Here is a 23,430-nt window from a genome sequence, read left to right as displayed (position 1 = left end):
CGCGCCGCGTCGGCCGGTGGCCCCGTCTGCTACGGCCGGCCCAGCCACGTGTAGATCCGCACGGTGGTCCCGGTCGAGCCCGACCTGACCTGCACGAGGTCGCACAGCTGGTTGGCCATCCAGAGCCCCCGCCCCCGCGACACCTCCTGGGAGGGGCGGCGGCGGCCGGTCATCGGGTCGGAGATCTGCCCGCGCCCCCGCACCTCGCAGACCAGGGCCTCGTCCTGGTGCCAGATGCGCAGCTCCCCCACCCCGCTGCCGTACCTCACGCTGTTGACCGCCACCTCGTGCACCGCGAGGACGAGGTCGTCGCAGCGGTCGGCGCCCACCCCCGCCGACGAGGCGTGGGCGGCCACGTCACGACGGACCGCCGCGTAGTCGCCGTCACCGAAGGACCGGTGCGCCACCACCACGTCGACCCACGGCAGGTCCGCCTCGAACATGGTGCCCACGTGGTGGGCGCCGCCGTACGCCGTGCTGCCGCGGTGCGCCTCGACGTCCAGGACCACGGGGTGGGACCGGTGTGCCTCCTCCACCACCGACGCTGGCAGGCTCTCCACGTCGTACGGGCAGAGCAGCCACAGCGGGGTGTCGGGGTGGACCGCCATGTTGAGCAGGGCCTCGTGCAGCTGGCACTCCGTGAGCTCCACCGCCCGCCGGCCCGCCCAGATGGGTTCGCCGATCCCCCGGACCGGACGCCCCTCGGCGGCGTGCTCGTCGGTGAACGCGTGCCAGGCCGGGATGATGCGCGCGGGGTTGGCGCCGAGCTCCTCCATGTCGACGAACTCGACGCTCCGGGCGTCCGGCCCCAGGGCCTCGCGCAGGAGCTCGGTCTGCGGCCGGGTCACCGCCACCATGACGGCCTGCCCGGCGTCGAGGCCCTCGCGGACGAACCACTCGGTGCCGGCGACGAACTGCTCGTCGCCCGACCAGAGGAACGCCTCGTGCCGGTAGCCGTCGTGGCTCGGCCTGGCGGGACGCAGCGGATGGTCAGCCGCGTCGACCCCCGTGCGGCTCGTGACCTGCTCGCCCTGCTGCGACGTGACAGCTCCCTCCGCCAGGGCCGGTCGGAAGCGACCGGCGCACGGTGCCACCGTCTTCCGGCCACGCTACTCCCGTCGGCACCGGGGGTCGATGATTTTCGCGACCCGGGACCAAGACGACGAAAGCCCCTCTCCGGTGGACCCGGGAGGGGCTTGGTCGTGCGGCCGGCGGACCGACGCGGTGGTGGACGTGAAGGGACTCGAACCCATGGCCTCTCGCGTGTGAAGCGAACGCTCTAACCAACTGAGCTACACGTCCAGGTGCCCTTGCGGGCCTGCCGAAGAATAGCCGGACCCGGTGCCCGGGGCGAAATCGGGTGCCGACCTCCGCGCGTCAGAGCCCGGGCAGCCTCGTCAGCCGGTCCTCGACGACGTCCGGGAAGAACGTCGGCACCCCGGACAGCAGGAACAGCCCGTAGAACACGAGCGCGACGAGCACCGCCGTGGCCAGGCCGACCAGTCCCTTGAACCACAAGGCCTTGGGCCGCAGCCAGTCGTTCCAGTCGTCGAGCCTGGCCCGGCCCCAGTCGAGCAGCCGCTGGGCGCGCTCGAACTCCGACGCCAGGATCCCGATGCCGAGGAAGACGATGAGCCACCCCGGCCCCGGTGCCGGGACGGCGACGAGCCCGGCGATGGTGACGAGGCCGCCCACGATGCCGACGACCCACTTGTAGATGCGGTGGCTGTGCGGGTTGGAGCGGATGCGGCGCCGCCACTCCCAGTCCTTGTCCTCCCGCTGCTGGCGCGGCCGGCGGTCGTCACCGTCGGCGCCCCCACCGTCGGTCGTGACCGAGCCGCGCTGGTCGGTCACGGGTCGAGCCTCTCCGCGCAGAGGCGGGCGAACACCTCGGCGGCGCGCCGCGTGACGGGGCCGACCTCGAGGTCGCGGTCGTCGACGGCGTGGATCGGCAGGACGTCCTTGGTGCTGCTGGTGATGAAGACCTCGTCGGCGTGCTGGAGCACGTCGAGCGGCAGCGCCTCCTCGCGGACCTCCATCCCCTCCTCACGGCACCACTCGATGGTCACCTCGCGGGTGATGCCCGCCAGGCAGCCGGAGCCCAGCGGCGGCGTGCGGATGATCCCGTCGACGACGACGAAGATGTTGGAACCCGTGCACTCGCACAGCTCGCCGCGGGTGTTGGCGAAGACCGCCTCGATCGCGCCGCGCTCCTTGGCGTACGCGAGCGCGACGACGTTCTCGGCGTACGACGTGGTCTTCAGTCCCGCGACCGCGGACCGCTCGTTGCGCGTCCACGGCGTGACGGCGACCTTGGCGCTGGCCGGTGGTCGCGGCTGCGGGCCGGCGGTGACGATGTAGGTCAGCGGGCTGTCGTCGCGGTCCGATCCGAGCGGGCCGGCCCCGCCGGTGACGGAGTAGCGCAGGCGCCCGAACTCGATCGGCGCACCGGCCTCGAGCACCGCCTTGGTGCCCTCGGCGATGAATTCGTGGTCGGCGGGCGGCAGGCCCAGCCCCGCGAGCGTGCGGTCGAGCCGCCGCGCGTGCCGGGTGGCCGCGAAGACCTGCCCCCGGTCGACCTTGGCCGTCTCGAACGCGCCGTCACCGACGGTGACCCCGTGGTCGAGCGCCGCGATGGACGGCTCGTCCACCCCGGTCAGCCGGCCGTTGACCCAGACCCTGACATCCGTCATGGGTCAACCTTCCCAGATGCGAGCCCCACGAGCCGCGCGGCCTTGACCCGTGTCTCCTCCCACTCACCCTCGGGGTCCGACCCCCAGGTGATGCCGGCGCCCGTGCCGAAGCGCAGCCACCGCCGACCGTCGCCACCGCGGTCGGCCCAGAACGTGCGGATGCCGACGGCCAGCTCGGCGGTGCCGCGGTCGAGGTCGACCCACCCGACGGCGCCGCAGTATGGCCCGCGCGCGACCGGCTCGAGGTCGCCGATGGCCTGCAGGGCCGTGTGCTTCGGCGCCCCGGAGACCGACCCGGGCGGGAACGTCGCCGCCAGCACCTCGTCCCACCCCGCCTCCGGGCGAAGGCGGCCCGCGACCGAGGAGACGAGGTGCACCATCCCGGGGTGCTGCTCGGGGGCACAGAGGTGGTCGACCTGCACCGTCCCGGGTCGGCACACGTGGGAGAGGTCGTTGCGGACCAGGTCGACGATCATGACGTTCTCGGCGTAGTCCTTGGGCAGCATGGCCGGCATCGACGTCGCGGTGCCCTTGATGGGCCGCGACTCCAGCCGGTCGCCGTCGCGCAGCAGGAACGCCTCCGGGCTGGCGCACACGACGTCGAGCCCCGCGGAGGGCAGGTGCACCCGGCCGGCGTGCGGGGCCGGGTTGCCCCGGGCGAGCAGCGACGCGAGCCCGTCGAGGTCGGCCTCCTCGGGCAGCTCGTGCGAGAGCACGCGGCAGAGGTTGACCTGGTAGACGGTGCCGTCGGCGATGCGGCGGCGCACCTCCTGCACGCCCTCGACGTACGCCGCGTGGTCCAGGCTCGTCGCCCACTCCCCCTCCAGCGGCGCCCAGGCGACCGGTCGCGGCGGCGGGGCGTCGCGGACCACGTGGTCGAGGCGCACGGCCGTGAAGTGGCCCTCGAACTCGGCGACGACCGCCCAGAACCCCGACGTCACCCCGCCGAGGTCGTGGCGCACCTCGACGGGCTCGGTCGCCACGAGGGACCCGAACCGGACGTGTCCCGATGCGGCCGCCTCCACGACGGCGATCCTAGGGCGACCTACACTCCCCCCTCATGCGCGCTCTCGCCCCCCTCGCCGCGGCCGGCCTCGTGGTCGCCCTCACCGCCGCCTGCTCCGGCAGCGCCGCGGCCCCCGCTGCTTCGACGTCGACCGGCTCGCGGACGACCTCCGGCAGCTCGGCGAGCGCGTCCCCCTCCTCCTCGGCGACCACCGCGGGTGGCTCGTCCACCGGCTCCGCCACCGCTCCGGCCTCCCCGAGCGCCACGACGACCCTGCCCTCCGACCCCGACGTGCTCACCATGGCGTTCGCCGGTGACGTGCACTTCGAGGACTACCTCGCGCCACTCGCGCGGGACCCCCAGGGACTGGCCGAGCTGCGGTCCACGCTGGGCGCTGCCGACCTGTCCGTCGTCAACCTCGAGACCGCGATCACCGAGCGGGGCACCAAGATCGGCAAGGAGTTCCACTTCCGCGCACCCGCCTCGGCCCTGGTGACCGTCCAGAACGCCGGCGTCGACGCCGTGAGCATGGCCAACAACCACGGGGTCGACTACGGCCCGGTCGGGCTGCAGGACACCCTGGCCGCCAAGAAGAGCAGCCCGATCCCCGTCGTCGGGATCGGGGCCGACGAGGCAGAGGCCTATGCGCCGGCCGTCCTGTCGGCAAAGGGCCTGAAGGTGGCGGTGTTCGGCGCCTCCGAGGTGTTCGAGATGACGCTGGCGCGGTACTCCGCCGGGCCGGGCAAGGGCGGCATCGCCAGCGCCGCGCCGGTCACCCGCCTGCGCCAGGCCGTCGCCGCCGCCCACCGCAAGTACGACGTCGTCGTCGTCGTCCTCCACTGGGGCCTGGACTACCAGAAGTGCCCGGACAACCTCTCGGCGGAGACGGCCCAGGCCCTCGCCGAGGCCGGCGCCGACGTGATCGTCGGCGGGCACTCCCACCGCGTGAACGGTGCCGGGTGGCTCGGGCGCTCGTACGTCGCGTACGGCCTGGGCAACTTCGTCTGGTGGCGCAGCCACGAGCCCGACTCCCGCTCGGGTGTCCTCACCCTCTCCCTCGACGTACGGCGCGCCAAGGCCCGCGCGGACGACGGGCACAGCCTGGTGCGCAAGGCCGGCTGGACGCCGATGCTCATCGGCGCTGACGGCATACCCCGCCGGCCGGGGACCGCGGACACCGCCCGGCTCATGGGGCTGTGGAATCAGGCGAACGCCTGCACCGGGCTGGAGTCGTCACCCAGCTGAGCGCCTGACTGAGCGCCTCGCCGGCGGTGGAATGAACGTGACAGCCGCCGGGTTGATGTAGTTGAATTCGCAACTACCAATCAAGGAGCGCGAGGACAGATGCAGTTCGGGATCTTCACCGTCGGGGACGTCACCACCGACCCGACCACCGGCACCACCCCCACCGAGCACGAGCGCATCAAGGCCACGGTCGCCATCGCGAAGAAGGCCGAGGAGGTCGGGCTCGACGTCTTCGCCACCGGCGAGCACCACAACCCGCCGTTCGCCGCCCCGGCCAACCCGCCCGTGCTGCTGGCCTCGGTCGCGGCCCAGACCGAGCGCATCATCCTCTCGACGTCCACCACCCTCATCACCACCAACGACCCGGTGCGCCTCGCGGAGGACTACGCCTACCTCCAGCACCTCGCCGACGGCCGCGTCGACCTGATGATGGGTCGCGGCAACACCGGCCCGGTCTACCCGTGGTTCGGCAAGGACATCCGCGACGGCATCGGGCTGGCCGTGGAGAACTACGCGCTGCTGCGCCGCCTGTGGACCGAGGAGAACGTCACCTGGTCCGGGAAGCACCGCACGCCGCTGCAGGGGTTCACCTCGACACCGCGCCCGCTCGACGGTGTCGCGCCCTTCGTCTGGCACGGGTCGATCCGCAGCCCCGAGATCGCCGAGCAGGCCGCCTACTACGGCGACGGCTTCTTCCACAACAACATCTTCTGGCCGATGAGCCACACCAAGCAGATGGTGGCGCTGTACCGTCGCCGGTTCGAGCACTACGGCCACGGCTCCGCCGACCAGGCCATCGTCGGCCTCGGCGGCCAGGTGTTCATGCGGGCCAACAGCCAGGACGCAGTCCGCGAGTTCCGGCCCTACTTCGACAACGCCCCCGTCTACGGGCACGGGCCGTCGCTGGAGGACTTCAGCCGGGAGACGCCGCTCACCGTGGGGTCGCCGCAGCAGGTCATCGAGCGGTATGCCGCGATGGCCGACCACGTCGGCGACTACCAGCGCCAGCTGTTCCTCATCGACCACGCCGGGCTCCCGCTGAAGACGGTGCTCGAGCAGCTCGACATCCTCGGTGGCGAGGTCGTGCCCGAGGTGCGGAAGATCGCCGCCGCCCGCAAGCCCGCCCACGTCCCCGACGCCCCCACCCACGCCAGCCGCCTCGCCGCGACCCGCAGCGTCAGTGCAGGCGTCGGGGCCGGCGCAACCGCAGCCGCCGCCACGTCCCCCACCCGGCAGACCGAGGAGGTCGCCCGATGAGCACGTCCACGAGCACCACCCGTACGCCGCGCCGCCTCGTGGTCGTCCAGGCCGGGGTCGGGCAGCCGTCCTCCACGCGCCTGCTGGCCGAGCGCCTCGCGACCGCCACCGGGGACGCCCTGCTCGAGCGCGGCGAGGAGTCGGTGGTGGAGTACGTCGACCTGCGCCTGCACGTCCACGAGCTCGCCAACGCCATGCTCACCGGGTTCGCCTCCGGCGCCCTGGCCGAGGCGGTCGAGGCCGTGCGCGGCGCCGACGCCCTGATCGCGGCCACCCCGGTCTACCAGGCGTCCTACAGCGGCCTGTTCAAGAGCTTCGTCGACATCCTCGACGCGGACGCCCTCAGGGGCACCCCCGTGCTGCTCGCGGCGACGGCCGGCACCGCCCGGCACTCCCTGGTGCTGGAGCACGCGATGCGCCCGCTGTTCGCCCACCTCAAGGCCGTCACCGTGCCCACCGCGGTGTTCGCGGCGTCGGAGGACTGGGGTTCGGGTGGTCTCGACCACGGTCTCGCTGCCCGGGTGGACGTCGCTGCGGGCGAGCTGGCCGACCTCGTCAGCGGGGCAGGCTCCGCCCGCCGGGCCCCGGCTCGCCTCGACGGCGAGCTCGCCGACCCGGTGCCGTTCGAGCAGCTGCTGGCCGGCTGACGCGACCGCCCACGCCGGGGGACGTTCGACCCGGGTCCCCCGGCGTGGCCACGCGCAGCATGGACGCATGGGCACAGCACTGGTCGTCTACGAGTCCATGTACGGGAACACCGGACGTGTCGCCCAGGCCATCGCCGAGGGGCTGCGCGACCACGTCGACGCGATCGTCTGCGAGGTGGGTGTCGCCCCTGACACGCTTCCGGACGTCGAGCTGCTCGTCGTCGGCGGGCCGACCCACGCCTTCGGCATGTCGCGCGCCAGCACCCGTGAGGACGCCGCCCGCAGCGCCGCCCGGCCGGTGGTCTCCGGTCGCCGGGGCATCCGGGAGTGGACCGAGGCCTTGAGCGCGCCGACGACCCAGGTGGCGCTGGCGACGTTCGACACCAAGGTCGCCCGGCCGAGGCTGCCGGGGTCCGCGGCCCACGCCGTCGCCCGGCGGCTGCGCCGGCTGGGTGTGCGGCAGGTCTGCCCACCGGAGACGTTCCACGTGCAGGGCCGTGAGGGCCCGCTGTCGGACGGTGAGCTCGAGCGGGCCAGGGCGTGGGGCCAGAGCGTGGCCCGTCAGTGGCGGCGGCACGGCTCCAGCGAGCTCGCAGGCTGACCGCGGCACCTCTCCACCTCCCGTCCGGCACACGGACCCCATACATTGGCTCCATGGGTGCACTGGAGCGCTTCTCCCTGACCGGCAAGGTCGCCGTCGTCACCGGCGGGACGCGCGGCCTGGGTGCCGGGTTCGCCGCCGCGCTCGGGGACGCAGGTGCAGCGGTCATGCTCGTCGGACGTGACGAGGGTGCAGCTGATGGCGTGCTGAAGTCGTTGCGGGACAGCGACATCCGGGCTGAGTTCGTCGCAGCCGACGTCACGTCCCGCGCCGACGTGGAGCGCGTGCTGGCGACGACGCTCGACCGCTTCGACCGCGTCGACGTCCTGGTCAACAACGCCGGGGCCTGCGTCCACGCACCCGCGCTCGACGTCACCCCCGAGGACTGGCGTGCCGTCATGGACGTCAACCTCGACGCGGTCTGGACCTGCTCGCAGACGTTCGGACGTCACTTCGTCGAGCAGCGCGCGGGCACCATCGTCAACATCGGCTCGATGTCCGGCATCATCGTCAACCGCCCCCAGTGGCAGCCGGCCTACAACGCCTCCAAGGCCGCGGTCCACCACCTGACCCGGAGCCTCGCGGCGGAGTGGGCACCGTACGGCGTGCGCGTGAACGCGCTGGCCCCCGGCTACATCAAGACCGACATGTCCCCCGTCGACGACCCCGCGTTCCGTCGGCACTGGATCGAGGACGCGCCCATGCAGCGCTACGGCACGGTCGAGGAGCTGGCCCCGGCCGTCGTCTTCCTCGCCAGCGACGCCTCCTCGTTCGTCACCGGCTCCGTGCTCGTCGCCGACGGCGGCTACACGGCGTTCTGAGATCACCCGGCACCACCGACCCGCAGGAGAAGACATGGCCACGACGCGTACCGCCTCCGCCCACTGGGAGGGCTCCCTCATGGACGGCTCCGGGGAGGTGACCCTCGAGTCCTCGGGCATCGGCACCTACGCCGTCTCCTGGCCCTCGCGCGCCGAGGAGGCGAACGGCAAGACCAGTCCGGAGGAGCTCATCGCCGCGGCCCACTCCACCTGCTTCTCCATGGCCCTCTCCCACGGGCTCGCGCAGGCCGGCACGCCGCCCACCACCATCGACACCACCGCGAACGTGACGTTCCAGCCGGGCACCGGCATCACCGGGATCGCCCTGTCCGTCACGGGATCGGTGCCCGGCATCACCGCCGAGCAGTTCGAGGAGGCCGCCCAGGCAGCCAAGGCCGGCTGCCCGGTGAGCCAGGCCCTCGCGGCGGTGCCCATCACCCTGGAGACGAGCTTCACCGGGTAGGTGCGGGGTGCAGGCCTGGCTGGTGACCGCCGGGGCGCTCGAGGAGCACCCGTCCTCGGACATCCCTGCGCTGCTCGAGCGCACCGACGGGTTCGTGTGGGTCGATGCACCCGACTTCGACGACGAGGTGGAGCACGTGCTCACCGAGCACCTCCACGCGCACCCGCTGGTGCTCCGGGCCTGCCGGGAGCGCAACTTCGTCCCCACCGTGCACGCCTACGAGGAGCACGTGTTCGTCATCGTGCACACGCCGCTGCCCGGTGAGGGCGGTCACGTGCACATGCTCGAGCTCGACCAGCTCGTCGGCACGCGCTACCTCGTGACCGTCCACGGGCCGCGGAACCCGGCGGTGTCGGCAGCCGACGCGACGGCGCAGACGGACGCGGTACGCGAGCGCCTGCTGGCGGGTCGGCTGCGCCCCACTACCCCCGGCGAGCTGTCCTACGCCATCGGGTCGGCGGTCGCGCGCCGGCAGAGCGAGGTCGTCCGCTCGGTCGCCCAACGCCTGCCGGCCCTCGAGATGCGTGTCATGGGTTCGGACTTCCACCAGCCGGAGGCGCTGCTCGAGGAGCTGTTCCTGCTGCGCCACGAGCTGCTCATCTCGCGGACGCAGGCCGGGCAGGCGCACGACGTCTTCGGCCGGCTCGCCTCCCTGGAGCGCTTCTCCTCCGAGGAGTCCCGACGCCACGCCCGTGACCTCAGCGAGCAGTTCGACCGCGTACGCAGCATGGCCGACGACGAGAGCGGGTTCCTGTTCGGGGTGATCGAGCTCTACCAGACCCGGGTCACGACCAAGATGACCGTGGCGATGGAGCGGCTCGCGGTGATCGCGGCCATCACGCTGCCCGTCACCGCCATCGCCTCGGTCTACGGGATGAACGTCATCGTCAACGCGCAGACCCACTGGGTCCAGCTCGCCGTGGTGCTGGCCGTGATGACCTCGATCAGCCTGTGGCTGCTGCGGTGGGCCCGCCGTCAGGGCTGGTGGTGACGACCGCCGCGCAGCCCGCTGACCGCCAGGTAGAGCCCCACCACGGCGACGACCGGTCCGACGACCGCCCACAGGGTCACGCCGCTCATGACGCTCCCGCCCAGGACGCCGATGCCCTGCAGGAGCCAGACGACCCCGACGAGGACGAGGAAGGCCCCGAAGGCAACGCGCACCGGCTTCATCGGTCGAGCGTAACCCCGCTGGCCGGGGCACCACCGCTGTCGGTGGTGCCCCGGCCCGCAGACGTCTCGGCGGCCCTCCCCCGTCAGAAGTCCTCGTCGAACCCGACGGCCCCGCTCACCCCCACCTGGTAGGCGGAGACCCGGCGCTCGAAGAAGTTGGACAGCTCCTGCACGTCCTGCAGCTCCATGAACGCCAGCGGGTTGGTCGCGCCGTACTCGGGCTCGAGGCCCAGCTGCTCGAGCCTGCGGTCAGCAACGCTCTCGAGATAGGTGCGCATGTCGGCCGTCGAGAGCCCCGCCACTCCCCCGCCCAGCAGGTCCTCGGCGAACTGCGCCTCGGCGTCGACAGCCGCCCGCACCATCGCCCGCACCTGACCGGCGAGGTCGTCGTCGAACAGGTCGGGCTCCTCCTCGCGGACCGTCTGCACCACGTCGAACGCGAACGCCATGTGCATCGACTCGTCGCGGAACACCCAGTTGGTCCCGCTGGCCAGGCCGTTGAGCAGCCCCCGCGACCGCAGGAAGTAGACGTAGGCGAAGGCGCCGTAGAAGAACAGCCCTTCGATGCACGCCGCGAAGCAGATGACGTTGAGCAGGAACGCCCTCCGGTGCTCGCGGGTCTCGAGCCGGTCGAGCTCGAAGACCGAGTCAATCCACTCGAAGCAGAAGTCGGCCTTGGCCTTGATCGACGGGATGTTGTCGACCGCCGCGAACGCCGCGTGCCGCTCCTTCTCGTCGGGCACGTAGGTGTCGAGGAGGGTGAGGTAGAACTGCACGTGCACCGCCTCCTCGAACAGCTGCCGGCTGAGGTAGAGGCGTCCCTCGGGCGAGTTCACGTGCTGGTAGAGGTTGAGCACGAGGTTGTTGGCGACGATGGTGTCACCAGTCGCGAAGAACGCCACGAGCCGGCTGACGAGGTGGCGCTCCGCCGCGGTCAGCCGCTGCAGGTCCTTGAGGTCGCTGTGCAGGTCGACCTCCTCGACGGTCCAGGTGTTCTTGATGGCATCGCGGTAGCGCTCGTAGAAGTGCGGGTAGCGCATCGGCCGCAGGGTGAGGTTCATCCCCGGGTCGAGCAGCATCCTCCTGTCCGTGGCGACCGCGTCCGCGGTGGTGTGGGTGGTGTCGGTCGTGGTGCTCATTCGCAGGCCTCGCAGGTCTCGGGGTTCTCCAGGGAGCAGGCGACGGCCTCCTGGTCGGTGGGCTTGACGGCGACCGAGACGGTCGCCTGCTGGATGCGGGTCGCCGGTCGCGACCGCAGGTAGTAGGTCGTCTTGAGGCCGGCCTTCCACGCGTAGAGGTACATCGAGCTGAGCTTGCCGATCGTCGGCGCGGCCAGGAACAGGTTGAGCGACTGGCTCTGGTCGATGAACGGCTGCCTCGCGGCGGCCAGGTCGATGAGCGCCCGCTGCGGCAGCTCCCAGGCCGTCCGGAACAGGTGCCGCACGTCGGCCGGGATCGCGGAGATGCCCTGCACCGACCCCTCGCTGCGCTTGATGGCCTCGCGCACCTCGGGGGTCCACAGGTCCCGGGCCTTGAGCTCTCGCACGAGGGCCGTGTTGACCTGGAGGAACTCGCCGGAGAGCGTCTCGCGCTTGAACAGGTTGGACACCTGCGGCTCGATGCACTCGTAGACACCGGCGATGGACGCGATGGTCGCCGTCGGTGCGATGGCGACGAGCAGCGAGTTGCGGAGTCCATTGTCCTGTACCGCTGCTCGCAGCGCCGCCCAGCGCTCGGCCTGGGTCGGGGTGACACTCCACAGGTCCGGCTGCAGGTCGCCGCGTGCTGCGCGGGTCTGCTCGTACGCCGGGTGGGGACCGTGCTCGGAGGCCAGCTCTGCCGACCGCTCCAGGGCCGAGAGGTAGACCTCCTCGGCGACCCGGGTGGACAGCTCCCGCGCCTCGTCCGAGTCAAACGGCAGGCGCAGGGCGAAGAAGACGTCCTGAAGGCCCATGACGCCGAGCCCGACCGGGCGCCACCGCGGGTTGGAGGCCCCGGACTCCTCGCTCGGGTAGTAGTTGATGTCGATGACGCGGTCGAGGTAGGTCACCGCGGTGCGCACGGTCTCCCGGAGCCGCTCCCAGTCCACGCCGTTACGGGGCGCGGTGAGGTGCTGCGCCAGGTTGACCGAGCCGAGGTTGCAGACCGCGGTCTCGGTGTCCGAGGAGACCTCGATGATCTCCGTGCACAGGTTGGACAGGTGCACTACGGGCGCGCCGGGACCCTGCTCGTCGCTGGTCTGGTTGCAGGTGCGGTTGCTGGCGTCCTTGAACGTCATCCAGCCGTTCCCGGTCTGGGCCAGCGTGCGCATCATCTTCCCGTAGAGCTCGCGGGCGCTGACGGTGCGCACGACGCGGCCGTCGCGCTCCGCGGCCGCATACGCCTTCTCGAAGGCCGGCCCCCACAGGTCTGGCAGCTCGGGCACCTGGTCGGGGTCCACGAGGCTCCACTGCTCGTCGGCCTCGACCCGGCGCATGAACTCGTCGGGGACCCAGTTCGCGATGTTGAGGTTGTGGGTCCGCCGGGCGTCCTCACCGGTGTTGTCGCGCAGCTCGAGGAACTCCTCGATGTCGGGGTGCCACGGCTCGAGGTAGACGCAGGCCGCACCCTTGCGGCGTCCGCCCTGGTTGACCGCCGACACCGACGAGTCGAGGGTGCGCAGCCACGGGACGATGCCGTTGGAGTGGCCGTTCGTGCCCCGAATCAGGGCACCGCGCGAGCGCACCCGCGACCACGAGATGCCGATGCCCCCAGCGAACTTCGACAGCCTTGCAACCTGGGTGTAGCGGTCGTAGATCGACTCGAGCTGGTCGCGCGGCGAGTCCACGAGGTAGCAGGACGACATCTGCGTGTGGCGGGTGCCGGAGTTGAACAGGGTCGGCGAGCTCGGCAGGTAGGCCAAGGACGCCATGAGGCGGTAGAACGCGATGGCCTCCTGCGGCGTGCTGGCCAGGCCGCATGCCACACGGAGCAGGAAGTACTGCGGCGTCTCGATGACGCTCCGCGTCTCGGGGTGCCGCAGCAGATAGCGGTCGTAGACGGTGCGCAGCCCGAAGTACTCGAACCGCCGGTCGTGCGCCACGTCGACAGCGTGGTCGAGCTTGCGGGCGTTGGCCTCGACGAAGGCCGCGGTGTCGTCGCCGATGAGGCCTTCGAGGTGCCCGAGCCGGACGGCTTGGCTGAACGACGCGATCTGCTGGCCGCGCACCTCCTTGTCGATGTAGTTGGACAGCAGCCGGGCGGCCAGCCTGGAGTACTGCGGCTCGGTGGCGGTCATCTCGGCGGCGGTCTGGATCGAGAGCCGGTCGAGCTCGGCCGTGGTGGCGCCGTCGTAGAGCCCGCTGATGGTGCGGGTGGCGATCACCGTCGGGTCGACCTCGTCGAGGTCGTCGCACCAGCGCTCGACGGCGCGGACGATCTTCATCACGTCGACGGGCTCGCTGTCGCCGTTGCGCTTGCGCACCGCCATCGTCGTGCGGCGTGCGGTGGGTGGGGTCGGTTCTGTGGTCGAGTCCTCGACCACGGGCGCCTGGGTCATCCTGCTCTCTCCTCGCGAGCGGTTCGGTGCCGCGGACGCCGGAGGGGACGACGGGGCGACCACGTCGCAGGGACGTCGGACCGCCAAGCCGTGTGACCCACCCGCGAGGCCACGACTCACCGCGCACGGCGTGCGCGGTCGCTGGCAGGTCTTCGGACTCACGGACCCTCCGAGGCCGTCCCGGGCTCTCGCTCGAGGCGTCCACGGCACCTACTGGCCGTCGCTTCCCACACGCCGGGGCGCGCAGTGCTGTGTGACGGCGGTCGTTTCCGCATACCGCTGCGGGGCAGTCCCGGACTCGCACCGGGTTCCCTCTTGCCCCGGACCCCGTTGCGCGGGGTCCGGACCAGCAGGCACACCATATGCGGGAACGCGGCCGGGGTGCGGCACCACATGTGGGGTCAGCGTGTCGCAGCCGGCCGCTCGCCCTTCCGTGGTCTCGCACACCGCGGGGGTGCTCCCAAGGGACCTAGGTCTCTGCCTTCGGCGCCGCGCCGGGGTGACAGTGGACTCGGGACGAGCGACCCGGCCGCCCCGTCACGTGAGGAGCTCGGTGATGTCGGACCAGACGCGGCGGCTGGTGCCGTACCGGCTCGCTGACGGGAGCCACTGGCGGGTCCGGACGGACGTGGTGGGCCGTCACCGCGCACCCGGGGCGCTGCCCGTCGCCGTCGGCGACCTCGCCGGGGCCGGCGACCACCTGCAGCGACGGCCGGCGGGGAGCCGTCCGCCACGCGTTGCCGTCGTCACGGACGAGGCCCAGCTGGGCGACGAGGCGGTCAGCGTGCTGCGCGGCACGCCGGCGCGCTCACCCGACCTGCGCCAGCAGACGGAGATGCGGATCCGGCACTGCTCCTCCCCCGCCGCCAGCGTCCGGGACTACGTGGACCTCACCAGGCACTGCTCAGCACGGAGCCTCGCCGCGGCCGTGGACGCCCTCGCCGACGACCCCGGCTGTGACGCCGTGGTGATCGCCCTGGGCACGACGTCGGCCGACCGGGCGCGGACGCTGGCCCGGGCCGTCGCCCGCGTCTGCCGCGACCACCCCGACACCACGGTGGTCCTGGTGTCACCGACCGGCATCGACCCCTCGAGCCCCCCGGGCGCATGAGCACTCCGGCCGCCCTCGCCCTGGGCGCCGGGCGGACGGCCCACCCCCCCACCTCCACCGGACCCGCAGTGGTGGGCGTCGACGCCCACCATGGGTTCCTGCGGCAGCGGGGCTGACCCGTGCCCACCCGCGCCGCATCGGCGGACCCGGCAGCGGCACCGGGCATGCCCGGGCTCGACAGCGCCGAGGTGGCCCGGCTGCGGGCAGTCCACGGCCCCAACGCCATCCCCGAAGCCCGGCCGCCATCAGTCGGCGTGCGGGTCCTGCGTTCTCTGCGCGACCCCCTGGTGCTCGTGCTGCTCGCCGCCCTGGTCCTCACCCTCGTCACGACTGACCTCACCGACGCAGCCGTGATCGCGCTGGTGGTGGTCGTCAACACCACGCTCGCGGTCCGTCAGGAGGTCAACGCCGACCGGGCGGTTCGGGCCTTGTCCTCGCTCGTGACGCCGTCGGCGACGGTGACCCGCGACGGGCGCGAGCAGACGGTGTCGGTCCGCGACCTCGTGCCGGGCGACCTCGTCCACCTCCGCCAGGGCGACCTCGTGCCCGCCGACGCGGTGCTCGTGGCGGGCACCGGCGTCACGGTCGACGAGTCGATGCTGACCGGTGAGTCGGAGCCGGTCGGGAAGGCGCCTGCGCCCCCAACCGGCCCGCGGACGACGCCTGACGCGCAGCTCGACGCCACGGTCGATCCCTCGGTCGAGGCGGCGGCGCTGGAGGCCGCCACGCTCTACGCCGGGACCGCGGTGGTCCGCGGACGCGGCACGGCCCGGGTCACGGCCACGGGTTCCGCCAGTGCCACCGGTCGCATCGCGGCCCTGATGGTGGGGACGCAGCAGCGCCGCACCCCGTTGCAGCTGCGGATGAGCCGGCTCTCCGGCCACCTCGCCGTCGCGGCCGTCGTGCTGTGCTCCCTGGTCTTCGCACTCGGGCTGTTGCGCGGCGAGCCCGTCGAGCGGATGCTCCTCACCGGGGTCAGCCTCATCGTCGCGGCCGTGCCCGAGTCGCTGCCGCTGGTGGTGACCCTGAGCATGGCCCTGGCAGCACGACGCATGGCCTCGCGACACGCGGTGGTGCGCAACCTCGCGGCCGTCGAGACGCTGGGCTCGGTCACGCTGCTGGCGACGGACAAGACCGGCACCCTGACCGAAGGGTTGATGGCGGTCTCGTCGACCTGGCAGCCCGAGGGCGCCTCGCCGGAGTCCCTCATGCGAGCAGTGGTGCTGTGCAACGACGTCGGTGACGGGGTCGACGGCGGGCTGCGCCACGACCCCACCGAGTCGGCGCTCCTCGACACGGCCGGCGCCGCGGGGGTCGACACCGTGGGGTTGCGGGCGGCGCACCGGCGGCTGGCCGAGGTCCCCTTCGACAGCCGCACGAAGCGGATGACCACCTGGCATGCCGTACCGCAGGAGTCGCCGTGGGCGTCGGACGCACCGGACCCGCAAGCCACCGGTACCGACCCGCTCGCCACCGGCACCTCGGTGCAGGGCCCCGGGAGCGGGGTGCTGGTCGTCTCGAAGGGGGCGCCCGAGGTCATGCTCCGTCCCGACGTGCTCGACGACCCGCCCGAGCTGGTGGCCGAGGCGCTGGAGCAGGCGAGCACCCTGGCCGCCGCCGGCGAACGCGTGCTGGCCGTCGCCATCGGCCGCGTCGGCGCCCTACCCGCACTCGCCGCTGACGTGCCCCGGCTGCACCTGACCGGCCTGGTGGCCCTGCGGGACCTGCCGCGCGCTGCCGCCGCCGAGGCCGTGGCCGCCTGCCAGCGCGCCGGCATCGAGGTCGGACTCGTCACGGGCGACCACCCCGCGACGGCGTGGGCCGTGGCTCGCGCGGTCAACATCCCCGTCGGGTCGGGACCCGTTGCGCTGCACCAGGTGCCCGAACCACAGACACCGGCAGGGGCACCGGGCGTCGCGGAGGTCAGCCGCCACCGCGTCATCGCACGGGCCACCCCCGCCGACAAGCTCGAGCTCATCTCCGCGTGGCAGCACGCCGGCCACGTGGTGGCGATGCTGGGCGACGGCGTCAACGACGCCCCGGCGCTGCACCGCGCCGACATCGGCGTGGCCATGGGCCGCCGCGGCACCGAGGTGGCGCGAGAGGCGGCCGACGTCATCCTCACCGACGACAACCTCGGCACGGTCGTCGCCGCGGTCGAGGAGGGGCGTCGCGTCTACGCCAACATCCGCCGCTTCCTGCTCTACGGCATCTCCGGCGGCGCGGCGGAGATCCTGCTCATGCTGGCCGGGCCGCTGGTGGGGGTGCCGCTGCCCCTGCTGCCGGCGCAGATCCTGTGGGTCAACCTCGTGACGCACTCGTTCGCCGGAGCCGCACTCGGCGCCGAGGCGCTGGAGGACGGCGCCATGACCCGCGGCCCCCGTCCGCCGCGCCAGAACGCTCTCGACGGCCTGTGGTGGCGGCTGGGGCTGCTCGCCGCGGTCGTGGCCTCCGCGGCGCTCGCCGGGGCCGTCGTGGCCGGCGACCACTTCGGGCCCTCCACCGCCCTGCTCGCCCTGGGTGTCGGCCAGCTCTGTGTCGCCCTGGCCCTGCGGTCCCGGACGGCACGTCACCTCGGGCGGCAGCGGCTGGTCCTCCCGGGCGCCCTCGCAGCAGCCGGCCTGCTCCTCGTCGCCGCGGTGACGGTGCCACCCCTCGCCCAGCTCCTCGGTGCGCACCTTCCCCCGCTCTCGTCCTGGGCATGGGCAGCGGGCAGCGGGCTGGCCGCATACGTCGCCGCGCGCCTGGTGCGTCCCTCGAGCCTCTGAGCCCGCGCACTGCCGGCGGGACCTAGGCCCCTGTCCGGTCCACGTCGCGACCGGGACCGTGGGGCCAGCGAAGGGAGCCCACCATGGGAGCTGGGGAAGCGGACGGCGGGAACCACCGATGAGCACCGTGCTGACGTTCCTCGGGGCGGCGGGCACGGTCACCGGGAGCCGGACCCTGGTGGAGCACTCCGGCCGGCGCACCCTCGTGGACTGCGGCCTCTACCAAGGCGAACGGCAGTGGCGTCGCCTCAACTGGGAGCCCTTCCCGGTCGGCGCCCACACCATCGACGAGGTGGTGCTCACCCACACCCACCTCGACCACTGCGGCTACCTGCCTGCGTTGGTACGACAGGGATTCGACGGACCCGTCCGGTGCACGAGCGGAACGGCCGACCTCGCGCCGATCGTCCTGCGTGACAGCGCGCACCTGCTCGAGGAGGAGGCGTCGTACGCGCGCACGAGCGGCTACTCCAAGCACCACCCACCGATGCCGCTCTACACCGGTGGCGACGTGGAGCGGGCCGTGCGGCTCTTCCACGAGACCGCGTACGCCGCCCCGGTCCCCCTGGGCGGCCAGGGCACCCTCGTGCTGGTGCGCGCCGGCCACGTCCTCGGCTCGGCCAACGCCCACCTCACGACGGCGGACACCACGGTGCTGTTCTCGGGCGACCTCGGCCGGCCCGCCCACCCGGTCCTGCTGCCCCGGGAGACACCGCCGGCGGCGCGGGCGGTCGTGGTGGAGTCGACGTACGGCGACCGCAGCCACCCACCGCCGGACCCCGGCCACGACGAGCTGGCCCAGGCCATCACGCGCACCATCGCGCGCGGCGGCTCGGTCGTCATCCCCGCGTTCGCCGTCGACCGCACCGAGCTCGTGCTGCACGCCCTGAGCGAGCTCTGGCGCAGCCGCCGGATCCCCGACGTGCCCGTGTACGTCGACAGCCCGATGGCCCTCGCGGTCCTCGAGGTGTACCGCGACTCCCGGCACCGCGAGGAGCTGCGCCCCGGCCTCGGGACCGAGCTCGTCAGCCTGCCGGGGCTGCGGACGCTGCCGACGGCGGAGGAGTCGACGCGCATCAACCGGCCCCACGAGCCGAGCATCATCGTGTCCTCCTCCGGCATGGCCTCCGGCGGGCGCGTGGTGCACCACCTGAGGGCGTTGCTGCCCGACCGGCGCAACACGGTCGTGCTGACGGGGTACCAGGCGGTCGGCACCCGCGGGCGGGCGCTGGCCGAGGGCGCCCGGGAGGTGAAGATCGCAGGGTCGTACGTCCGGGTGCGCGCCGAGATCGTGCAGGACGAGGGGTTCTCGGTGCACGCCGACGCCGAGGAGCTGCTGGAGTGGCTGCTCGGGCTGCCGGAGGAGCCCGAGACCGTGTTCGTCACCCACGGCGAACCGGAGGCCGCCCACGCCCTGGCCGACCAGGTGCGCGAGCGCACCGGCGCCACCGTCGTGGTGCCCCGGCTCGGCGAGCGCGTCCTGCTCTGACCCCTACCGGGCCGACCCCTACCGGGCGGACCCCTAGCTGGCGGACCCCTAGCGGGCGCCGCTGGTGGTGGGCTCGACCACGGTGTCGGTCGCGGCCCGGCCCTGCTGGGCCGTGGCGGACGTCATGTGGCGGGGCACCACGAGGACGTCACAGGGCATGGCGTCCAGGACGCCTCGGGCCACCGAGCCGGCGATGAGCCCGGCCAGGCGCCCCTCCCCCCGGGTGCCCACGACGAGCAGGTCACGAGGACCGCTGTGGGACAGCAGCGCCGGCACCGGGTCGTCGAGGTCGACCACGACCCGTGCGAGCGAGTGGTCGGGGTCCCGCTGCGCCAGCAGCAGGTCGGCGTGGCGGTCCCAGATCACGGACGCCTCGACGTGCAGCTCGGCCTCCGCCCGCCCGACGGAGTGCACGACGGTCAGCGGCCAGCCGCGGGTCTGCGCCTGGGCGACGGCGACACCGAGCACCGCGTCCGCCGAGGGTGAGGAGTCGACCCCCACGACGACGACCGGGTGGCGACGCGCCAGGGCAGCAGCCTTCGCGGCGTTGGGCTTCACGTGCTGCCCGCCCGCGCCCGCGGAGCCCGTCGGCTCCGCCTGCGGACCGGTCGGCCCCGCCACCATGACCGGGCACCCGAGCCTGCGAGCCAGCGCCTCGCTCGGCGAACCCATCGTGAAGATCCCGACGCCCCGCGCGCCATGGCGCCCCAGCACGAGCACCGACGCCCGTTGCGCCAGGGGCTCGAGCGCGGGCGAGGCGGCGGTGGTGGCGGTGACGGTGCGCGCCGGGACGTCCGTGGTGCGCAGCCGCTCCAGGGCGCGGGCACCGGCCGACCGCACCTCCTCGGCCACCTCGCGCGCCGACCCGGCCCAGTCGCGTGGGCCGTGGGCACCGCGCCCCATACCCTCCTCCAGCGTCACGACGACGAGCTCCTGCCCGCGCCAGCGGGCCTCACGGGCGGCGACGTCCACCGCCTCCAGCGACTCCCACGAACCGTCGCAACCCACGACGACACACCCTTCGGCCTGCGGCTCGGTACGGCGAGGAGCTTCGTTGTCGACCATGGCAGCCTCCGGGTGGGCGTAGGGGCGGGTGGGGGGATGTGCATGCCGCACCCTCAGCGTGGTGTGGGGCCCGGGGAGCCCACAGGGCCATAGGTCCCCTGCGAGGCTCACACCCTCCGCGGGGCCGCCGGGGACCTTCGGCACTGTCCCGTCCTGCCGGGGCGCGTGATCGTCGGCGGTAGGGAGCGCGAGGGATCGCCGGCTCCCGGTGGCGGTCGTGCCTGCGGCCGCCGCGATGCGACGACGGGAGACTCGCCATGACCGCACTGACCACCGCGACCTCGACCCCGCTGGTCGTCTCCTTCGCCGACGGCGACGGGACGATGGCGGAGGTCCTCGGGGGCAAGGGTGCCGGGCTGGCGCAGATGACCCGGCTGGGGCTGCCCGTGCCTGCCGGGTTCACGGTGACGACCGCAGCCTGCCGCGAGTACCTGCGCGAGGGTCACGAGCCTGCCGCCCTGGCCGGGGAGCTGGCTGCGGCACTGGCCCGGCTGGAGCGGACCGCAGGGCGGGCCCTCGGCGACCCGGTGGACCCGCTGCTCGTGTCGGTGCGCTCGGGGGCGAGGTTCTCCATGCCGGGGATGATGGAGACGATCCTCGACGTCGGGCTCACCGACGAGGTCGTGGCGACCGTGGCCGCCCGCCAGGGGGCGCGCTTCGCCTGGGACTCCTACCGGCGCCTCGTGCAGATGTACGGGCGGACGGTGCTGGGGGTCGACGCCGCCCTGTTCGAGGAGCGGCTGGCCCGGGCCAGGGCGGACGCGGGGGTGGCGACCGACCAGGAGCTCTCGGCGGGCGTCCTCGAGGAGGTGACGGGCGACTTCCGGCGGCTGCTGCGCGACAACGCCGGCGAGGACCTGCCCCAGGACCCACGGGACCAGCTGCACCGTGCGGTGCTGGCCGTGTTCGCGTCGTGGACCGGCGACCGCGCGCGCCGCTACCGGGCGCACGAGGGGATCGCCGAGGACCTGGGCACCGCCGTCAACATCGTGCAGATGGTGTTCGGCAACCGCGGCCGGCGCTCCGGGAGCGGCGTCTGCTTCACCCGCAACCCGGCCACCGGTGACCCGGAGCCCTACGGCGACTACCTCGTCGACGCGCAGGGTGAGGACGTCGTCAACGGCAGCCGCCGGACGATGGACCTCGGCGAGCTCGGTGTCCGCGAACCCGCGGTGCACCGCGAGCTGCTCGGCCACCTGGCCACCCTGGAGGGGCACTACCGGGACCTGTGCGACGTGGAGTTCACCGTCGAGGAGGGGCGGCTGTGGATCCTGCAGACCCGGGTGGGCAAGCGGAGCCCGGCGGCGGCGTTCCGCATCGCGTGCGACCTCGTGGACGAGGGTGTCATCGACCTCGACGAGGCGCTGTGCCGGGTGGAGGGGCACCAGCTGGCGTCGCTGCTGCACCCGGGGTTCGTGACGGGCGCCGGAGAGGGGCCGGCGGCTGGCGAAGGCGAGCAGCCGGTCGCGCGTGGGCTGGCGGCCAGCCCCGGGGCGGCCACCGGTCGGGCCGTCTTCGACGCCGCTACTGCGATGGAGTGGGCGGGGCGCGGTGAACGCGTCGTGCTCGTGCGCCCCGAGACGAGCCCGGACGACCTCGGCGGCCTCCTGGCCTCGGCAGCCGTCGTCACCGCCCGCGGTGGGCTGACGTCGCATGCTGCCGTCGTGGCGCGAGGGCTCGGCCGGACCTGCGTCACCGGCGTCGAGGGCCTCGAGGTCGACGAGTCCGCACGCAGGGCAACGCTTCCCGGGGGCGGAGTCCTCAACGAGGGAGACTCGCTGTCCGTCGACGGCTCGACCGGTGAGGTGTTCCTCGGCGCGCGCGAGGTCGTCCCCAGCGCATGTGCCGTGGCCATCCGCAGCTGGTCCACCAGCCGCGGCCAGGACGGCGCGCCGTACCTCTCGCACCCGGACGCCACCGTGCGCTCCGTCGGCCGGCTGCTCGCCCACGCCGACCTGCGCCGCACCGCCGGGGTGCGCGCCAACGCCGAGACGCCGACCGACGCCCGCGCCGCGAGGGAGTACGGCGCGCAGGGCATCGGGCTCGCCCGGACCGAGCACATGCTGCTCGGCGACCGGCGCACCCTCGTGGAGCAGGTCGTCACCGGCCACGAGCGCGCTGCGGCGCTGGCGCGGATCGAGGAGCTGGCCAGGCTGGAGCTGGAGCAGGTGCTCGAGGAGATGGACGGGCTGCCGACCGTCATCCGGCTGATCGACCCGCCACTGCACGAGTTCCTTCCCGACCTGGTCGAACTCGAGGTGCGCACGGCGGTAGCCAGGGCCGTCGGCTCCCCGGACACCGAGGCGGAGCGGCGTCTCGCCATGGTGCGCCGCTGGCACGAGCAGAATCCGATGCTCGGCCTGCGTGGCGTGCGCCTGCTCGCCGCCGTGCCGGAGCTCGTGACCGCCCAGGTGCGCGCGCTGGCCGAGGCCACGGTGTCGCTGCGGAACCGGGGCCGGGACCCGCGCCCCGAGGTGATGGTGCCGCTGGTGGCCGACGCCCGCGAGCTCACCGCCGCACTCGTGCGCATCCGCGCCGAGGTGGACGACGTCGCCACCACCGAGGGCGTGGAGCTGCGCATCCCGCTCGGCGTGATGATCGAGCTCCCGCGGGCAGCCCTCACCTCCGGGCGGCTCGCGGAGGAGGTCGAGTTCTTCTCGTTCGGCACCAACGACCTGACGCAGACCACCTGGGGCATGTCGCGCGACGACGCCGAGACGAGCTTCCTCGCCGCCTACCGCCAGTCCGGGACGCTGACGACCGACCCGTTCTCGACGCTCGACGACGTCGGGGTCGGCCGACTCATCCGCCTGTCGGTGCAGGAGGGCCGACTCGCCCGGCCGACGCTGGGGCTCGGTGTGTGCGGCGAGCACGCCGGTGACCCCGAGTCGATCCACCGCTTGCTGGCGGCCGGCGTCGACTACCTCTCCTGCTCGCCGCCGCGGGTGCCCGTGGCTCGGCTCGAGGCCGGTCGGTATGCCGTCCTGACGTCGGACGGCGGGGCCAGGGGATCGGACACCCGCTGAGGGCGTTCGCGCCGTAGCGGCCTCAGGTGGTCAGGAGGGCGATGGCCACTTGCTGGTGATCAGGACGGCCGTGGCGGCCTCCGGGCGGTCAGGGCGGCCTTGGTCACCTCGGGCTGGTCGAGGCTCACCACGAGCCGGCTGTACCGGGCGTCGTCGAGGCCGACCTCCACGCCCCTGCGCGTGCGGCCACCGACCGCGGCGAAGAGCCGCCTGTGCACGGTGCCGTCGAAGAAGGACCCGTAGGCGAACAGGCCCGGCCAGTACCCGCCGACCACCTTGGAGCACCTGGGTCGCAGCCCTCGGATCCGCTGGATGGGTGCTTCGACGAGCTCGACGCTGGTGACGGCAGACAGCGGCACCCGCACGTCACGGTGTGCCGCGAGGAGGCGCTCCCGCGTGGTCAGCCTGAGGACGACCTGGTCACCCTCGAGAACGAGCTCTGCCATTGGCCCTCCTCAGCTCACCCGTGGTCGGTGCCCGCCCACGCTCTCACGGACCCGTTGTCGGCGAAGGCCCGGGCGACGGCA

20 protein-coding genes, 1 tRNA gene and 1 riboswitch are annotated in these 23,430 nt (G+C 73.2%); of the genes, 11 read left to right on the top strand and 10 right to left on the bottom strand.

The genetic code is table 11. The features are described 5' to 3' along the window. Positions 1 to 29: 29 nt before the first annotated feature. The 5 genes from ASG70_RS17060 to ASG70_RS17040 form a co-directional block, all read right to left on the bottom strand. Positions 30 to 1,094 carry a sensor histidine kinase gene (locus tag ASG70_RS17060; RefSeq protein WP_056885036.1) on the bottom strand — a complete coding sequence of 355 codons (1,065 nt, stop codon included), beginning with the start codon at positions 1,092 to 1,094 and terminating at the stop codon, positions 30 to 32. Positions 1,095 to 1,225: 131 nt separating this feature from the next. Further along, positions 1,226 to 1,302 (bottom strand) — tRNA-Val (locus tag ASG70_RS17055). Between the two features lie 75 nt (positions 1,303 to 1,377). Further along, a complete protein-coding gene (locus ASG70_RS17050) occupies positions 1,378 to 1,854 on the bottom strand; it encodes a TIGR02611 family protein (protein WP_056885035.1) in 477 nt (158 codons plus the stop codon). Continuing rightward, complete coding sequence (locus ASG70_RS17045; RefSeq protein WP_056885034.1) at positions 1,851 to 2,693, bottom strand: aminotransferase class IV; 843 nt, start codon at positions 2,691 to 2,693, stop codon at positions 1,851 to 1,853. The genes ASG70_RS17050 and ASG70_RS17045 overlap by 4 nt, the downstream gene beginning before the upstream one ends. Continuing rightward, entirely contained in the window at positions 2,690 to 3,718 is a 1,029-nt protein-coding gene (locus tag ASG70_RS17040; protein ID WP_056885033.1) for a chorismate-binding protein, read from the bottom strand. The genes ASG70_RS17045 and ASG70_RS17040 overlap by 4 nt, the downstream gene beginning before the upstream one ends. Positions 3,719 to 3,753: 35 nt before the next feature. On the opposite strand from ASG70_RS17040, the gene ASG70_RS17030 reads away from it, so the two are divergent. From ASG70_RS17030 to ASG70_RS17000, 7 genes are all read left to right on the top strand, one after another. Continuing rightward, positions 3,754 to 4,944, top strand: a complete 1,191-nt coding sequence (locus tag ASG70_RS17030; protein WP_082590964.1) for a CapA family protein — start codon at positions 3,754 to 3,756, stop codon at positions 4,942 to 4,944. Between the two features lie 99 nt (positions 4,945 to 5,043). Next, entirely contained in the window at positions 5,044 to 6,201 is a 1,158-nt protein-coding gene (locus ASG70_RS17025; RefSeq protein WP_056885030.1) for a CE1758 family FMN-dependent luciferase-like monooxygenase, read from the top strand. Further along, the gene (locus ASG70_RS17020; protein WP_056885029.1) at positions 6,198 to 6,848 is read left to right on the top strand and encodes an FMN reductase; all 651 of its coding nucleotides are present in this window, start codon (positions 6,198 to 6,200) and stop codon (positions 6,846 to 6,848) included. The genes ASG70_RS17025 and ASG70_RS17020 overlap by 4 nt, the downstream gene beginning before the upstream one ends. 67 nt (positions 6,849 to 6,915) lie before the next feature. Next, positions 6,916 to 7,449 (top strand): flavodoxin family protein, encoded by a 534-nt coding sequence (locus tag ASG70_RS17015; protein ID WP_056885028.1) that lies wholly within the window; start codon positions 6,916 to 6,918, stop codon positions 7,447 to 7,449. A 53-nt stretch (positions 7,450 to 7,502) separates the two neighbouring features. Then, positions 7,503 to 8,270 carry an SDR family NAD(P)-dependent oxidoreductase gene (locus ASG70_RS17010; protein WP_056885027.1) on the top strand — a complete coding sequence of 256 codons (768 nt, stop codon included), beginning with the start codon at positions 7,503 to 7,505 and terminating at the stop codon, positions 8,268 to 8,270. Positions 8,271 to 8,304: 34 nt separating this feature from the next. Beyond that, positions 8,305 to 8,733 carry an OsmC family protein gene (locus ASG70_RS17005; RefSeq protein ID WP_056885026.1) on the top strand — a complete coding sequence of 143 codons (429 nt, stop codon included), beginning with the start codon at positions 8,305 to 8,307 and terminating at the stop codon, positions 8,731 to 8,733. A gap of 7 nt (positions 8,734 to 8,740) precedes the next feature. Continuing rightward, on the top strand, positions 8,741 to 9,724 hold the full coding sequence (locus ASG70_RS17000; RefSeq protein WP_056885025.1) for a CorA family divalent cation transporter: 984 nt from the start codon (positions 8,741 to 8,743) through the stop codon (positions 9,722 to 9,724). Here ASG70_RS17000 and ASG70_RS16995 read toward each other — a convergent pair. The 3 genes from ASG70_RS16995 to ASG70_RS16985 form a co-directional block, all read right to left on the bottom strand. Next, positions 9,709 to 9,906, bottom strand: a complete 198-nt coding sequence (locus ASG70_RS16995; protein WP_056885024.1) for a hypothetical protein — start codon at positions 9,904 to 9,906, stop codon at positions 9,709 to 9,711. The two genes, ASG70_RS17000 and ASG70_RS16995, sit on opposite strands and share 16 nt — an antisense overlap. Before the next feature lie 83 nt (positions 9,907 to 9,989). Further along, positions 9,990 to 11,045: a ribonucleotide-diphosphate reductase subunit beta gene (locus tag ASG70_RS16990; RefSeq protein WP_056885023.1), complete on the bottom strand. Its 1,056-nt coding sequence runs from the start codon at positions 11,043 to 11,045 to the stop codon at positions 9,990 to 9,992. Then, entirely contained in the window at positions 11,042 to 13,444 is a 2,403-nt protein-coding gene (locus ASG70_RS16985) for a ribonucleoside-diphosphate reductase subunit alpha (protein WP_056885022.1), read from the bottom strand. Before ASG70_RS16985 ends, ASG70_RS16990 begins: the two co-directional genes overlap by 4 nt. Positions 13,445 to 13,569: 125 nt before the next feature. After that, positions 13,570 to 13,810, bottom strand: a riboswitch (cobalamin riboswitch). Between the two features lie 190 nt (positions 13,811 to 14,000). Between ASG70_RS16985 and ASG70_RS16980 the strand changes: the two genes are divergently transcribed. The 3 genes from ASG70_RS16980 (at position 14,001) to ASG70_RS16970 (ending at position 18,812) form a co-directional block, all read left to right on the top strand. Continuing rightward, positions 14,001 to 14,555 (top strand): hypothetical protein, encoded by a 555-nt coding sequence (locus tag ASG70_RS16980; protein ID WP_056885021.1) that lies wholly within the window; start codon positions 14,001 to 14,003, stop codon positions 14,553 to 14,555. A 119-nt stretch (positions 14,556 to 14,674) separates the two neighbouring features. After that, positions 14,675 to 17,323, top strand: a complete 2,649-nt coding sequence (locus ASG70_RS16975) for a cation-translocating P-type ATPase (RefSeq protein WP_200949323.1) — start codon at positions 14,675 to 14,677, stop codon at positions 17,321 to 17,323. Positions 17,324 to 17,441: 118 nt separating this feature from the next. Further along, a complete protein-coding gene (locus tag ASG70_RS16970) occupies positions 17,442 to 18,812 on the top strand; it encodes an MBL fold metallo-hydrolase RNA specificity domain-containing protein (RefSeq protein WP_056885019.1) in 1,371 nt (456 codons plus the stop codon). A 48-nt stretch (positions 18,813 to 18,860) separates the two neighbouring features. Here ASG70_RS16970 and ASG70_RS16965 read toward each other — a convergent pair whose 3' ends face one another. Beyond that, a complete protein-coding gene (locus tag ASG70_RS16965; protein ID WP_082590963.1) occupies positions 18,861 to 19,877 on the bottom strand; it encodes a universal stress protein in 1,017 nt (338 codons plus the stop codon). Positions 19,878 to 20,134: 257 nt separating this feature from the next. On the opposite strand from ASG70_RS16965, the gene ppdK reads away from it, so the two are divergent. Continuing rightward, positions 20,135 to 22,903 carry a pyruvate, phosphate dikinase gene (gene ppdK / locus ASG70_RS16960; RefSeq protein ID WP_082590962.1) on the top strand — a complete coding sequence of 923 codons (2,769 nt, stop codon included), beginning with the start codon at positions 20,135 to 20,137 and terminating at the stop codon, positions 22,901 to 22,903. 59 nt (positions 22,904 to 22,962) lie between these two features. Here ppdK and ASG70_RS16955 read toward each other — a convergent pair whose 3' ends face one another. Continuing rightward, a complete protein-coding gene (locus ASG70_RS16955; protein WP_056885017.1) occupies positions 22,963 to 23,349 on the bottom strand; it encodes a hypothetical protein in 387 nt (128 codons plus the stop codon). Between the last annotated feature and the right edge of the window lie 81 nt (positions 23,350 to 23,430).

The sequence above is a fragment of the Phycicoccus sp. Soil748 genome (assembly GCF_001428025.1).
In the GTDB taxonomy this organism is placed as follows: domain Bacteria; phylum Actinomycetota; class Actinomycetes; order Actinomycetales; family Dermatophilaceae; genus Pedococcus.
The sequence above is the reverse complement of the archived record's forward strand: the minus strand, read 5'-3'. Positions and strand labels throughout refer to the sequence as shown.

What these genes read in the sequence shown, in the direction of transcription:
- ASG70_RS17045 (WP_056885034.1), bottom strand. Translation starts at nt 2,693, where the DNA reads ATGACGGATGTCAGGGTCTGGGTCAACGGCCGGCTGACCGGGGTGGAC.
- ASG70_RS17030 (WP_082590964.1), top strand. Translation starts at nt 3,754, where the DNA reads ATGCGCGCTCTCGCCCCCCTCGCCGCGGCCGGCCTCGTGGTCGCCCTC.
- ASG70_RS17025 (WP_056885030.1), top strand. Translation starts at nt 5,044, where the DNA reads ATGCAGTTCGGGATCTTCACCGTCGGGGACGTCACCACCGACCCGACC.
- ASG70_RS17020 (WP_056885029.1), top strand. Translation starts at nt 6,198, where the DNA reads ATGAGCACGTCCACGAGCACCACCCGTACGCCGCGCCGCCTCGTGGTC.
- ASG70_RS17015 (WP_056885028.1), top strand. Translation starts at nt 6,916, where the DNA reads ATGGGCACAGCACTGGTCGTCTACGAGTCCATGTACGGGAACACCGGA.
- ASG70_RS17010 (WP_056885027.1), top strand. Translation starts at nt 7,503, where the DNA reads ATGGGTGCACTGGAGCGCTTCTCCCTGACCGGCAAGGTCGCCGTCGTC.
- ASG70_RS17005 (WP_056885026.1), top strand. Translation starts at nt 8,305, where the DNA reads ATGGCCACGACGCGTACCGCCTCCGCCCACTGGGAGGGCTCCCTCATG.
- ASG70_RS16995 (WP_056885024.1), bottom strand. Translation starts at nt 9,906, where the DNA reads ATGAAGCCGGTGCGCGTTGCCTTCGGGGCCTTCCTCGTCCTCGTCGGG.
- ASG70_RS16990 (WP_056885023.1), bottom strand. Translation starts at nt 11,045, where the DNA reads ATGAGCACCACGACCGACACCACCCACACCACCGCGGACGCGGTCGCC.
- ASG70_RS16985 (WP_056885022.1), bottom strand. Translation starts at nt 13,444, where the DNA reads ATGACCCAGGCGCCCGTGGTCGAGGACTCGACCACAGAACCGACCCCA.
- ASG70_RS16980 (WP_056885021.1), top strand. Translation starts at nt 14,001, where the DNA reads ATGTCGGACCAGACGCGGCGGCTGGTGCCGTACCGGCTCGCTGACGGG.
- ASG70_RS16970 (WP_056885019.1), top strand. Translation starts at nt 17,442, where the DNA reads ATGAGCACCGTGCTGACGTTCCTCGGGGCGGCGGGCACGGTCACCGGG.
- ASG70_RS16965 (WP_082590963.1), bottom strand. Translation starts at nt 19,877, where the DNA reads ATGGTCGACAACGAAGCTCCTCGCCGTACCGAGCCGCAGGCCGAAGGG.
- ppdK (WP_082590962.1), top strand. Translation starts at nt 20,135, where the DNA reads ATGACCGCACTGACCACCGCGACCTCGACCCCGCTGGTCGTCTCCTTC.
- ASG70_RS16955 (WP_056885017.1), bottom strand. Translation starts at nt 23,349, where the DNA reads ATGGCAGAGCTCGTTCTCGAGGGTGACCAGGTCGTCCTCAGGCTGACC.